The 13,001-nt window shown below is 67.9% G+C and carries 11 protein-coding genes; 3 read left to right on the top strand and 8 right to left on the bottom strand.

The window, feature by feature from the left end:
* Positions 1–4: 4 nt before the first annotated feature.
* Both tssK and tssJ read right to left on the bottom strand, forming a co-directional pair.
* Positions 5–1,300, bottom strand: a complete 1,296-nt coding sequence (gene tssK / locus AC07O4_RS30225; protein WP_235926916.1) for a type VI secretion system baseplate subunit TssK — start codon at positions 1,298–1,300, stop codon at positions 5–7.
* A gap of 243 nt (positions 1,301–1,543) precedes the next feature.
* Entirely contained in the window at positions 1,544–2,059 is a 516-nt protein-coding gene (gene tssJ, locus AC07O4_RS30220; protein WP_062473939.1) for a type VI secretion system lipoprotein TssJ, read from the bottom strand.
* A gap of 171 nt (positions 2,060–2,230) precedes the next feature.
* Here tssJ and AC07O4_RS30215 point away from each other — a divergent pair, with 171 nt between their 5' ends.
* The 3 genes from AC07O4_RS30215 to AC07O4_RS30205 all read left to right on the top strand — a co-directional run bounded on the left by AC07O4_RS30215 (position 2,231) and on the right by AC07O4_RS30205 (position 5,358).
* Complete coding sequence (locus AC07O4_RS30215; RefSeq protein ID WP_223301458.1) at positions 2,231–2,605, top strand: TssQ family T6SS-associated lipoprotein; 375 nt, start codon at positions 2,231–2,233, stop codon at positions 2,603–2,605.
* Between the two features lie 64 nt (positions 2,606–2,669).
* A complete protein-coding gene (gene tagH, locus AC07O4_RS30210) occupies positions 2,670–4,568 on the top strand; it encodes a type VI secretion system-associated FHA domain protein TagH (protein ID WP_495306444.1) in 1,899 nt (632 codons plus the stop codon).
* Positions 4,561–5,358, top strand: a complete 798-nt coding sequence (locus AC07O4_RS30205) for a PP2C family protein-serine/threonine phosphatase (RefSeq protein WP_095949836.1) — start codon at positions 4,561–4,563, stop codon at positions 5,356–5,358. Before tagH ends, AC07O4_RS30205 begins: the two co-directional genes overlap by 8 nt.
* A gap of 28 nt (positions 5,359–5,386) precedes the next feature.
* On the opposite strand, the gene AC07O4_RS30200 is transcribed toward AC07O4_RS30205, so the two are convergent.
* The 6 genes from AC07O4_RS30200 to AC07O4_RS30175 all read right to left on the bottom strand — a co-directional run bounded on the left by AC07O4_RS30200 (position 5,387) and on the right by AC07O4_RS30175 (position 12,988).
* Positions 5,387–5,770, bottom strand: a complete 384-nt coding sequence (locus AC07O4_RS30200) for a DUF4150 domain-containing protein (protein WP_095743173.1) — start codon at positions 5,768–5,770, stop codon at positions 5,387–5,389.
* A gap of 43 nt (positions 5,771–5,813) precedes the next feature.
* Positions 5,814–6,476: a DUF3540 domain-containing protein gene (locus AC07O4_RS30195; RefSeq protein WP_495306443.1), complete on the bottom strand. Its 663-nt coding sequence runs from the start codon at positions 6,474–6,476 to the stop codon at positions 5,814–5,816.
* A 62-nt stretch (positions 6,477–6,538) separates the two neighbouring features.
* Positions 6,539–7,588 carry a pentapeptide repeat-containing protein gene (locus AC07O4_RS30190; protein WP_495306442.1) on the bottom strand — a complete coding sequence of 350 codons (1,050 nt, stop codon included), beginning with the start codon at positions 7,586–7,588 and terminating at the stop codon, positions 6,539–6,541.
* Positions 7,585–10,122: a DUF2169 family type VI secretion system accessory protein gene (locus tag AC07O4_RS30185; RefSeq protein WP_495306452.1), complete on the bottom strand. Its 2,538-nt coding sequence runs from the start codon at positions 10,120–10,122 to the stop codon at positions 7,585–7,587. Before AC07O4_RS30185 ends, AC07O4_RS30190 begins: the two co-directional genes overlap by 4 nt.
* Before the next feature lie 5 nt (positions 10,123–10,127).
* A complete protein-coding gene (locus AC07O4_RS30180) occupies positions 10,128–10,595 on the bottom strand; it encodes a hypothetical protein (protein ID WP_095743171.1) in 468 nt (155 codons plus the stop codon).
* Entirely contained in the window at positions 10,595–12,988 is a 2,394-nt protein-coding gene (locus AC07O4_RS30175) for a type VI secretion system Vgr family protein (protein ID WP_495306441.1), read from the bottom strand. Before AC07O4_RS30175 ends, AC07O4_RS30180 begins: the two co-directional genes overlap by 1 nt.
* Between the last annotated feature and the right edge of the window lie 13 nt (positions 12,989–13,001).

Here is a 13,001-nt window from a genome sequence, read left to right as displayed (position 1 = left end):
TCCCTCACGGACGGATGGCCCAGAACTCCATGGCGAGCCCCGGAAAGTCGCCGGCCAGGTGCATGGCGACGCCGCCCGATTTCTCGAGCTGGCGCCACATGTCGCCGCCCTTGTCGAGTTCGAAGTAGTGGTAGCCCGCGTGGTACGGGATCTGGCGCGGCGCCACCGGCAGCGAGCGCACGACCACGCCGGGCAGCTGCAGCTGCACGAGGTCGCGGATGCGCTCGACCGAGCCGATCTTGACCTGCGTCGGAAAGCGCTGCTGCACGGCATCGGCCGGCAGGTCGGCATGCACCGCGAGCACGAAGGCCGCGTTGCGCACCAGCACCGGGTCGGGCATGCGGCCCACGCGCACGCCGTGGCTGCGCTCTTCGAGTTCGATGGCGATGGCGCTCTGTTCGAGCACCGCCGACAGCGAACGCCGCAGCTCTTCCATCAACGGGCGGATGCTCTCGTTGAGGTTGTCGTGGTCGTACACCGGCCACACCACCGGACGGCGCGTGGGCGAGGTGTGCGTGGCCAGGTCGCAGGCCAGCTTGAGCCAGTCGACGAACAGCGTCTCGGGATGCACCTGCACCGCCTGCTGCGCATGCCAAGTGAGTGCGAGGTAGCGGTTGACCAGCTCCAGCAGCAGGAAGTCGGAGACCTCGCTCACGCCGCCGCGCCCCGGCTGCGACAGCCGCGAGGCCAGCGCTTCGGAGCGCTGCGTGAGCAGGCCGTGCAGCTCGGCCGTCATGCTGCGCAACATGGGATGCGCCGAGGCGTCGAGCACCGGCGGGATGTAGTTGGCATCGACCACCAGCTTGTGGTCGGTGCGCCGCTCGATCACGCGCACCGCGCCGATGGCCTGCCACTCGGCCGTGAGCGACGACGCGCGCGCCAGCCGCAGGCGCGGCTTCGCCAGCTGCAGCACCGCGGGGCCGAGCGCCACCGCGTTGCCGTCGGCCACTTCGCGCTCGACCACGCCGAAGCGCGCGGCCGAGCCTTCGTCTTCCGAGAAGATCACCTCTTCGCTGCCGGGCCTGCGCAGCGGCAGTGCGAGCACGATGAGTTCATCGGTGAGGTCGGTGGGCACGTCGAAGGGCATCGGTGCGTCTTCGAGGCCGAACGAGAACGGCGTGCCGTCGGGCAGCACGCCCGCGCCGCCGAGCAGCGACACGCGCCCGAGCGCGAAGGCATCGCGGTCGATGTCTAGGTGCAGCCATCCCCAGTAGGCACCCTGCATGCCCGCGGTGCGGCGAGTGACGTACTGCTCGACATAGCGCTCCATCTGCTGGAAGTGCTGGGGCCGCAGGTACATGCCTTCGGACCACACCACGCGATTCGCCAATGCCTGAGATTGGGCGCCCTGACCGGCTGCGCCCGCGTTGCGAACTGTCACCAAAGAACCTCCTGGAGTGCTCACACGGAGGCGGGAAATGCGCTGTACAGCGGCTCCCCGCTCGATCTTCTTTCGCGTCTGATGCTACACGGCGCCTCTTGCGTTTTGCATGCCTTTTCAGAGGCGAATGCGCCGCACTTTCGTATTAGCGCGTGCTGAAACTTAACGACTTGGTAGCAGTTCGAGGCCGCTCTTGCGCACCGCGATGCGCACGCTCTGCTCGCTCGGAGAAAACTGCCACACCTTGTAAAGATTCGTTTGTTTCGGCTCCTTCAACGGCAACACGATGCGCCACCGCGCCGCTTCCAGCTTGCGATAGCCGGCGATCACGCCGATGGCGCGCGAGTCGAGTCCGGCCTCGCGCTTGAACACGCGTTCCTCGCCGCTGCGCAAGATGGCCTGGTCCGCGTTCACGAGCTCGGTCATGAGCGTCTCGCGGTCGCGGTCCTGCAGCGCGAAGTAGTCTGCCGTTTCAAAGTTGCCGGAAGATTTCAGTTCGAAGACCTTCACGAGAATCGGTGCGGCCTGGCCGCGACCATCGGGATTCACGCCGTCGTCGATGCGCACGGTGATGGCATACGGCGTGGGCATCGACTTCGCGGTCGATGCGCAACCAGCGAGGCCTGCGAGCAACGGCGATGTGGCCAATGCGCCTTGAATCAAGGTCCGTCGATGCATGAGATCTCCCTGAAAGCTTCGCGATCTATATTATCGAAACCATGCACGCGCACGGTGTGCATTGCGTGCTGTTGCATCGTGATGCAACAGCACGCCCTCTCTCACGCATTGCCTCTCGCGAAGTAGGAGAAAAGATTGAAGTCTTGCCTGCCTGTTCTGTCTTTTGCCTTCATGCTTGCGCTGTTGAGCGGCTGCCAGAGCACCCCGGATGCATCACAGCAACCCGAACGCCTGAGCCAGCAAGTGGCACGCACCACGCTCGAACGCGCGCAACAGGCCTACGATGCGGGCGACTACGCCAAGGCCATCTCCACCTTGAAGAGCGGCGGCGTGTCGGTGTTCGACGGGGCCGAGCCCGCGACGCGACTCGCCGCGCTGAAGCTCGAAGCCTTCAGCTACTGCGTGAACAACCAGATCGCGGAATGCCGCACGCAATTCCGCAAGCTCCTCGATGTGTTCCCGAGCTTCGACCTGAATGTCGCGGAACGCACCCACCCCGTGTGGGGCCCCGCGTTCGAGGCCGCGAAGAAGATGAAGCGCGGATGACACGCGGCCGGCCACGGCCGCGCCCGGGCACGCTCGCGCCCACCGCGACGAACATGGAGATGCCATGCGCTGGACAGTGATTGAACACGGCGGCATGCCCGTGGCCTCGGGGCCTTCGGCGCTGCTCGCCGCCCCGGGCGGCACCATCGGCCGCAGCCCCGACAACCACCTCGTGCTGCCCGACGAACACCGGCAGATCTCGCGCCTGCAGGCCACCGTGCGCTTCGACGACGACGGCGCCGCCGTGGTGCGCAACATGAGCGCGGTGCTGCCCATCAGCGTGAACGGACGCACGCTGCGCCACGAAGAAGAATCGCGCGTCGCGCTGGGCGACCGCGTGACCATCGGCAGCTACGTGCTCGAAGCCGCGAGTGCAAGCCAGGCCCCACCGCCTGCGATCGCCGAGGCGCCCATCACCGAGCCGCTCGCGGAGCCACCGGCCGCACCGATCACCGAGCCGTCGCTGTCGCAGTTGGTGTCTGCTCCGCCTGTGGCATCGAACCTCGCATCGGCCCCGTCGATCAGCGCGCTGCTGCCCACCGCATCGCCGGCCTCCGATGTCTTCGCGGACCTGTTCGGCGAAGGCGCGCTGCCTCTTGGCGATGCACCGCCCGAGAAGACGGTCGCGATGCCGACCTTCGCGCAGGCGCCGGTGAATGCGCCGGCCCCTGCGCCCTTGCCTGCACCGCCGCCGCCGCCGCCGTTGTCTTCTACTGCTGCAGCGCCTTCCACGACCACGCAGGTGTCCGCGCAGATGCCGTCGGCCGCCGACTGGGACGCCATCCTCGCGAACGCGCCGCGCCGTGCCGATGATGCGGCGGCACCGATGCCCGACCCGCTGGCGCACGAGCCCTTCGCCCTGCCCTCGCAGGCGCAGCGCAACCCCGTCGATCCGCTCGCCGGGCTGGACCCGCAGGCGACGCAGGGCCTGTCGGACCTCGCGCTCAAGCGCAGCATGGACCCGCTCTCCTTCTTCGCCGAAGACCGCGACGCGCCCTCGCCGCTGTCCGACCCGCGCCCCACGGCGCTGACGCAGGACAACCCGCTCGACGACGTGCACCCGGCCATGGACCTGATCGCACGGCCGCCGGCCGCGTCGTCGGGCCACAGCCTCGCGAACCATGCGCGCGAGATGACCTCGCAGTTCAATCCGCCGCAGCCGGTGGCGGTTGCGCCATCGGTCGCCGTGCCGGAGCCTGTGGAAGAGGCTGCGCCTGTTGAGGAGGAGCCTGTCGTTGTCGCAGCGCCGGAGATTCCCGTCGCAGCGACCGAACCGGCCGTGCCTGAAGAAACGCCGCCTGCATTGCCCGTCGCTGCAGTCCCTGCGCCAGCGCCGACCTCACCACGCGCCCCCTCCTCCGGCGACGACCTGTTCAAGGCGTTCCTCGAAGGCGCCGGCGTGCCCGAGATCGCGGGCCAGCAGCCGCTCGATGCCGAAGCCATGCGCCACCTCGGCCGGCTGATGCGCGCCTTCACCGACGGCACCATCGAGCTGCTGTCGTCGCGCGCGATGCTCAAGCGCGAGGTGCGCGCCGAGATCACCATGATCGTGGACGAAGAGAACAACCCCTTCAAGATCCTGCCCAACGGCCGCGCCGTGCTGATGCAGATGTTCGGCGCGCGCATGCCCGGCTTTCTCACGCCCGAGGCCGCCGTGCACGATGCGCTGGGCGACCTGCAGTCGCACCAGCTCGGCATGGTCGCCGGCATGCGCGCCGCGCTGCTCACGTTGTTGCACCGCTTCGACCCGGGCGGTCTCGACAAGGCCACGCCGCACGACGGCGGGCTCGGCGAGAAGTTTCTACCCGGCGGACGCGAGGCGCGGCTGTGGCGCCAGCTGAAGCAGCTGCACGCCCACACCACCGCCGCCGTCGAGGACGACTTCCAGGCCGTCTTCGGCCGCGCCTTCCAGCAGGCGTACGACCGCGAGATGGAACGTTTGAAGGAGGCGCGCCGTGCTTGAAGCCACCCACGCCTTCGCCGTGCCCATCTCGACCTCGCAGTTCTCGTGCGTGGGCGAACGCAGCGGCAACCAGGACGCCATCGGCTACCACCTGGACGAACGCAACGCCTGCTTCGTCGTGAGCGACGGCGTCGGTGGCCACGCGGGCGGCGAGCTGGCCTCGCGCATCGTGGTCGACACCGCGCTCAACACCTTCGTCGACCACCCGTCCGTCGCGGCCGACGACATTCGCCACGCGGTGAAGGAAGCCAACGACGCCGTGCTCGCCAAGCAGCGCGAGCTGGCCGACCAGAGCCGCATGAGCGCGACCATCGTCTCGCTGTTCGTCGACCGCGCCACCGGCGAAGCCTGCTGGGCCCACGTGGGCGACAGCCGCCTCTACTGGTTCCGCCGCGGCGCGCTGATGCAGCGCACCGAAGACCACAGCCTTTCGGAACGCTCGGGCGAAGCCGCCGCGGGCCAGGGCGCCAACGGCGGCGAGCGCCTGGTGAAGAGCAACCTGCTGTACCGCGCCCTCGGCGCGCGTGCGACGGCGGAGACCTCGGTGTCGACACCGCAGCGGCTCGCCGATGGCGATGCGTTTCTTCTGTGCACCGACGGGCTCTGGCAGCTGATCTCGCAGCAGGTGATGGAGCGATCGCTGCAGCTGGCTGACAGCGCGGAAGAGTGGCTCGCGCTGCTGCGCCGCGCGGCCGAGGCCAAGGCCGACAAGTCGCGCGACAACTACTCGGCGCTGGCGGTGTGGGTGGGGTCGCCGCAGCAGGTGACGCTGGCGGGGACGGCGGCCTGACCCCTCGCCAGGCCGCGACCGAAGCGCTTCAGAACTTGAAGTTGAAGAACTTGAAGTGCAGGCCGGGGATGCACTCGAAGCCGATGATGTTCATGCGGTTCTGAACCGCCAGGCTGGTCAGCCGCGTGGCCGGCCCGCCGCGCAGCAGCAGGGTGAACGAGCCCGTGATGTGCCGCTGCATCTGCATGAACACCTGCGAGATGATGCCGCCCAGCACCCCCGGCTGGTCGAGCAGTGTGATGGGCGTCTTGGCGAAGAGGTTGTGCATCGGACCGCCGTACAGCAGGATGTGCCAGCACGCCGGAATGGTCATCGGCCGCAGGCCGAGGTTGAAGAACGGGAACGGGAACGGCATCTTGCAGACGTCCGGGAACGCCAGTGCGCCGCCCATCCATTGGTGTGTCGCCAACATCGTGTTTCTCCTTGGGTTTGTTGTGGGGTGGGATGCGTCTGTTTCAGCCCATGTGGATCTGCCCGGCGTCGACCTTCATCAGTTCCTTGCCGGTGATCACCACGTGCTTGCCGTGGACGATGGCGGTCTCCTGCGCGCGCAGGTCGAGGTGGCCGACGCGCACCTGCTCGACGCCGTCGACGAAGCGCAGTGCGTTGCGCGCGATCTGCATCACGCGCTCGGCCACCGACTCGAACACCTGGCCGACCAGGCGCAGCCGGCCGACCGTGGCATCGAGCGCCTGCCCGGTGTAGCGCATCTCGCGCACGTCGCACTGCGCCTGTTGCGCGTCGAGCGCCCATTGCGCGCCCTGCATCTGCAGCGTCGCCGCGCTGCGAAGGCGCAGGTCCGCGGCGCTTTCGATCGAGATCGCCCCCGCGGGCGCCGCCAGGCGCAGATCGCCGGGCGCCTCGATGCGGCTCACCGACGCGTCGGCCTGCTCGATGACGGCCAGGAGGTAGACGCGCCGGAAGTCCGGCCCCGACAGCAGCACGGTGTCGCCCGGCTGCGGCTGCAGCAGGCAGCTGGCGGCGCGGCGGCAGTGCCAGGTGGCGCCGTCTTCGGTGTGCACCTCGAACAGCCCGTCGGCATCGACGGACACCAGCTGGCCCAGGTGCTGGACCGGCCCGGACACTTCGACCGGTGTGCGCAGTGGAACGACTGTCATGGTGAATCTCCTTGTCTGATGTGCTGTAAGACCTGCGATGTGGCGGGCTGCTGCATTCGCCGTCACTGAACCTTGGACCACGTCTGCGCCTTGTGCAGCTCGGGATCGCTCTCGATGAGGCCCTTGCGCCTCGAAAACCGCGCACCGTCCTCCATCGTGCGATGCACGCGCGTGCGCAGGAACTGCGCGTCGCGCAGGTCGGCATCGACGAGCTCGGTGTAGGAAAAATCGGCGTCGTGCAGGCTTGCCCCCCGAAAGCTGGCGCCCTTGCAGCGCGCCCGATGGAACACGCTCTCGTGGATGTGGGCCTCGCTGAGGTCCGCGCCTTCAAGCAAGGCTTCCACCCAGATGGCGCGATCGAAGCGTCCGCGCTGCAGGGTGGCGCCGCGCAGGTCGGCGGCCGGAAACAGCGCGTTGGGCGCATCCGCCTGCGCGAAGTTGGCCTGGCGCAGCGAGGCGCCCTTGAAGATGCACTGCACCAGGGCGGCGTTGCCGAAATCGACGTGGTCCATCCGGCTGTCGGTGAACACGCAGCGCAAGAACCGTTGCGCGGGAAAGCGCTGCTTCGTCAGGTCGCACTCGATGAACAGCGTGGTGTCGAAGCTCGCGCCCGCGAAGACCGCGGTGGTCAGGTCCTGGCGATGGAAGGTGACCGAGTGCAGCGTGGAACCCGAGAAATCGATCCCCTCCAGGCGGCACTCCGTGAAGGAAACCTGCTTGAAGTGGTCCGACCGCAGGCGGCTTTGCGTCAGCTCGCAGCGAAAAAACAGCGCGTTGTCGACATGGGCGTCCAGGAAACTCGTCTGCGGCAGCACCGATTCCGAGAAACGGGTGCCTTCGCACCGCGCACCGTCCAGCGTCGCCTGCGGCAGCCGGCAGCTGAAGAACTGCACGTTGTCGAGCGTGCTGCGCGACAGGTCCCCGCCGTCCAGGCGGCAGTGCGTCAGCACGCTGCCCTCCAGGTTGGCACCGGTGAAGCGGGCACCGCTGAAGTCGACGTGGTCGAGCATCGCGCCGGACAGGTCCAGCCCGCTCATGTCCCACCCCCGGCAGTCGGCGGTGCGGACCTGGACGCCATGGCGGATGTGGTCGAGCAGTTCATCGCGGGTCATGCGGTCGGCGCCTCGGGTCGACGCGCCGGCCATACCTTGGCATGCTTGGTGTAGGTGCCATCCATGCGCGTCGCGGGGTCGAACAGCACCTGGGACACGTCGGCTCGGAACAGGTTGGCGCGCGTCAGGTCGGCGCCGCGCAGGTCGGCCTTGGCAAGGTTCGCGTCGATCAGGTTGGCCTCGCGCAGCGACGCACCGGAAAAATTGGTCCGGATGAACAGGCTGTCGCCACCCACCATGCGGTCCAGCCGCGCATGGCTCAGGTCGCATTCCGACAGGTCGCTGTTGTCGATGCGCGCATCGCTCAGGTCGGCCTGCCGCATCGGCGTGGTCCGCAGGCCGCACTCCTTGAGAAGGGCCGAGTTGAAACGGGCCTGCGCCAGCGTGCAGCCGTGCGCGAAGCCGCTGCCTTCGAGGTGCGCACTCGAGAAATCGACGCCGTTCGAACAGTCGGCGGTGACGAAGCCGCAGCGCTCCAGGCGCGCACCCACGAAAGACACGTTCTGCAGGCGGCATTCGACCCAGGTCACCTGGTCGAAGCTCGCACCGTCGAAGCGCAGGTCTTCCAGCTTCAGGCGCAGCACGACCATCTGCTGCCAGTGCGAGCGGCTGAGGTCGCAGCGCTGCAGCGTCGCTTCGCCCAGTTGCGTCAGCTCGAAGCGCATGCCCACCATGCGGCAACCGTCGAAATGCGTCTTGTCGCAACTGGCCTCCCGCAGCTCGGCCCCGTCGAAGACGGTCTGCTCGCAGCGGGCACTGCCCAGGTTGGTCTTGACGAGCTTCGCCCGCGCCATCGAGGCCTGGCTCAGGTCGGCCCGCACCAGCACGGCCTGCGAGAAATCGCAGTCGTCGAGCTGCGCGCCGCGCAGGTTCGTGTCCTGCAGCACGGCCTCCACGAAGCGTGCGCCGCGCAGGTCCATGCCGGACAGGTCGACGCCGGTGAGGTTGAGGCGCGAGAAGTCGCGCTGCGCCGGGTCCACGGCTTCGAGCCGCCGGCGCCACTTGGCGGAACGGAACGAGGGCGCCGGTGGCCGGGGACCCGACAGGTGGGCCGAATAAAGACCGGCCTGCTGCCGCAACGCCGACGCGGTGTCGGAAGGCGGCGGCACGGGCAGCACCAGCGCATCGTCCTTCCCGTCGCCGTCATCTTCCTCTGCCAGGGACGGCCCTGCGCCCAGCGCATCGAGGGCGAACACACCGGAGGCGTCCGCCTGCCTGGCGAACGCCTCCATCTTTGCCTTGGCGTCGCGGCCCTGCGCCTCCATCCGCTCCAGGTGCTCGACCAGGTCATCGACGTGCGGCGGGGGGGCCGGCGGGGTCAGCGCGGGCAGGTGCACTTCCGGGTCCAGGCCGCGTGCGCGCAGCTCTTCGCGCCGCCGCTCGTGATCGCGCAGCTGCCCCGCGCGCAGGTTGCGCACGAGCGGTTCGTTGACCGATGCCGGAAAGGTATCGGCCCAGTCGCTCAGCACCTCCGGGGGCGCCAGGTCCTTGTCGCGCATCGCGTGCAGGCCGCCGCGTTCGGGTTCCGAGCGCAGCTTGAGCACCGACTCGTAGTGCGCCAGGGTGCGCGGCGTGTCGTCCATGCGCTCCAGCGCCGCCATGCCCAGCGGCACGTCGGCCGCGTCGTCCTGCGTGACCGGGAACACGCCGTGCCAGATCAGCACCATCCGTTCAAGGTGCGGAAAGAACCAGACCGTGCTCAGGCGCAGCGGCACCTCGCGCAGCGCGGGGCCGCTGGGCGTGTGCTGCACGAAGCAGCGGGCCTGCCAGCGCGGCAGCTGCCCGCGCAGCACCGGAATGTCCGGATGCATGTTCCAGAGTTCGTAGGCCGCGCCGGTGGGCACTTCCTGCAGGCCTTCCCAGCGCTGATCGGCCGGTGCCGCATTGAAGTGGCGCCAGTCGGCGTCCTTGGCGAGACCCGGGTAGTCGTTCTCCAGCCATCCCTGGCCGTACTGCGTGCCCATCAGCGACGCGCGCTGCGGCCAGTCGGGCGGGATCGCGCCGAAGCCGGCAGGCGGCACGGCCTGCTTCGGCGACGTGGGCTGCCGGCCCGGCGTCTCGATGTGCGCGAGCCGCGTGGCGCGCACGCCGTTGACGAGCTCCTCGACCGTCCCCATGCCCAGCGGGTTTTCCGGCACGCCAGGGCCGCCGTAGGCATGCCGCCAATCGAGCGGCATCTTCTCGAAAGGCTGCGGCGCCGTGGCCCGGCGGTCGAGCCAGTAGCGGTCGCCGTGGACCGTGAGGGTTTTCTGCAGCCCGGCGATCTGCAGCTTCACCGCGCAACTGGTCTTGTCCTGCTGGTGGCTCGTGTAGGCGTAGCCGCTGACCAGCACCTCGGGCACCAGCTTGGGCACGCCCAGGTCCAGCACCGCGCCGGGGCCGATGAGTTCGGCCGTGCTTTTCCACAGCTCCTGCTCCAGCACCAGATGCGGGTTGTCGCCCAGGGTGCTCATGGCCATCACCGCGACCCCGAGGTGGTCGCTGCGCTGCCAGCGGTACGGATGCGTGAGCATGCTCAGGTGGATCGGCTTCACGGTCCTCAAGAGGCGGCTCCTTCGTCGATGCGCGGATCGGATTGGCTCACCCAGGCGACTTCCTTGCCGCCACGGCTGCCGCGGTGCAGCAGCACTTCGCGGCCGCGCGCGTAGCCCGCCATGTCGATCATGTCGACGGCCTGCTCCACCTGTGCGCGGCGTCGCTCGCCACCCGGCCCGTCGAACTCGACGACAAGCCGGATGACGTACTGGTTCAGCACCATCGTGTTGTCCGAGCTGGCTTCGACGATGCGCGCCGGCCGCGTGTCATGGGGTTCGGGCTTGCGGGACACCCAGAAGTGCACGCCCACGCACAGCAGTATCGTCAGCACGATCCCGCCGCCGACCACGGCCCCGAGCGTGAGATTCGCCGCCGTGGACGTCCCGGCGATGCGTGGAAAGATCAGGCCGACCAGCAGCAGCACCGCGATCGACGCGACGCACACCAGCAGCGTGATCCGACGGGCCGTCATCACCAGTACGTGTACAGCGAGGAGGTCTCGTTGCGCCAGACGGCCCCGCCGAAGGCAAGCACGTCGAGCGCGATGTTGACACCCGACATGTTGAGCTTGGCGACCTTGATGTCCACCAGCGCCGTGGCGTAGTTGAAGGCGAGGACATAGGTCGACGAGATGTTGAAAGGCGCGGTGATGTCCAGCACGGTCGTCGCTTCCGTCCGAATCTCCGGCGCCTTCGAATGCACCTTGGTGTCGGACGAGGACTTGATCAGGTCCTTGGCGTGGGTCGTGACGTATTCGCCAGCCTCCGTGTTCACGCCTTTCTTGTACCTCACCTCGTTCTGGTTGGAGCTGTGGGTGATCTTGTCGGCTTCGACCAGCCAGTTCTTCCCCGGCGCCCTGAAGGTGATGTCCCCGCCTTCGGTTTCCACGGTGTAGTTGCCCTTGATGTTCGCCTTGTAGAAGCCGCCCGTCTTCAGGGTCGCGAACATGGCGACGTCCACCTCCCACCGGCCTTTGGTGGTCTTGAGAATCTTGCGGCCCACGGTCTCGGTGTGCGTTTCGGTGACCGTGAGGTCCTTCGTCCCGGTGACCGTTTCGTTCAGGTGGGGTTTGATGAACCGGTCTTCGCCCGTGTCCACCGTGTCGTGCCGCTTGCCGGTCACGTGGATGGTCTGGTTGCCGATGACATCGACCTGCTGGTTGCCGCCATCCACCTTGATGAACTGGTCACCCCCGTTGACGGTGATCTTCTGCGGCCCGCCCTTGTTCACCGTCAGGGTGTGCGGGCCGTTGATGGTTTCGTCCAGCGAAGTGTCGCCCGTGTACTTGTCGGCCCCGTCGATGAAGGTGGTGCGCTCGCCCTCCACCGTGTGCGTCTCGTTGTTCTCCACCTCGATCGTCAGATCCTTCTGCGCATGGATCTTGATCGACTCGCACCCCGGGTCGTCGTCGATGATGAAGTGGTTGGCCAGCTCGCCATCGCCCTTGATCGTGCGGCTGATGAACCCGCTGACCGTCGCCTTGGCGGGAAGCTCCAGCGGCGGCATCTGGTCGGCGTTGTAGACGCGCCCGATGATGATCGGCCGGTCGGGGCAACCGGCGATGAAGTCGACGATCACCTCCTGCCCCACGCGCGGATGGTTCACCGCGCCGAAGTTGGAGCCGGCCCAGGCACTCGACACGCGCACCCAGCACGAGCTGTCTTCGTTGCGCTGGCCGTAGCGGTCCCAGCGGAACTGCACTTTCACGCGGCCGTACTTGTCGATCCAGATGTCTTCGCCGGGCGGGCCGACCACGGTGGCGGTCTGCGGGCCCTGGGTGCTCGGCACGCGCGTGATGCGGCGTGCGCGGAACGGGAACGAGGTGGGCTGCACGCCGAAGTGAAAGCTGTACTCGCCCGGCATGCCGCCGCTGGCGTAGCCGCCTTCGCGCAGGCTGTACATCACCGAGACGACGAGGTACTCGCGGTTGTCCTCGTTGCGCGGTGCGTTCTGCATGGTGAAGCGGTAGCCGGGCGCCATGCCGCGCACGTTGGTGTGGCCGGTGTCGACCTCGGCCTGGGCCTGCGCTTCCTCCAGGCGGATGCGCGCGTAGTGCTCGCCCTGCCCCGCGTCGCTGTAGCCGCCCATCCACTCGTACATCTCGTAGCGGCCGTGGTCGTTGCCGCGCGGCTGGCTGCGCGTGTTGAGCAGGTCGGCCCTGGGCTTCTTGAAGTCGAAGTCGTCGACCACGTAGGTGCCGGGGCGGATCTCTTCGGTGACCTCCCACTGGTCGATCACTTCGCGGCCGGGGTCGGTGGCGCGGTCGCTCGCGAGGTAGCCGATCTTCGGGTAGCCGGGCAGCGTCTCGTGCGCGCTCATGTCGTCGGCCAGCACCAGCGTGTGCTGGTTCCTGTCGTGCTTGAAGTAGTAGTAGATGCCCTCGTGCTCCATGAGCCGGCTCACGAAGGCGAAGTCGGTCTCCTGGTACTGCACGCAGTACTCCCACTGGCGGTACGAGGCGCTGAGCTTCTTCTCGAAGGCGAAGCCGTACTCGCCCAGCACGTCTTCAAGAATCTCGACCACCGACTTGTTCTGGAAGATCTTGCAGTCGCTGGTGCGCGTGAGGTACCAGAGCCACGGCCGCACCGAGGCGCGGTACACGGTGTAGCGCGAGGAGCCGCCCTCGCGCCCGATCATGGTGAAGCGCGTGATCTGGCCGTTGAGGTAGCGCGGCGTGCCGCTCTGCGTTTGTATCTCGAGCGCGAGCGGCTTGCCGAGCAGGCCTTTCATGTCGACCGAGGTGTTCGGGCTCAGCAGGTCGACCTCGAACTCGAACAGCTGCGACAGCCCTTCGCTGCCGTGCATCGAGCGGAACAGCAGCTGTTCTTCTCCAAGCGGGGTGTGGGCTTTGACGACTCTGTCCATGCGGCTCTCCCTG

It is taken from the genome of Variovorax sp. GW821-FHT09D04 (assembly GCF_059416405.1).
The sequence above is the reverse complement of the archived record's forward strand: the minus strand, read 5'-3'. Positions and strand labels throughout refer to the sequence as shown.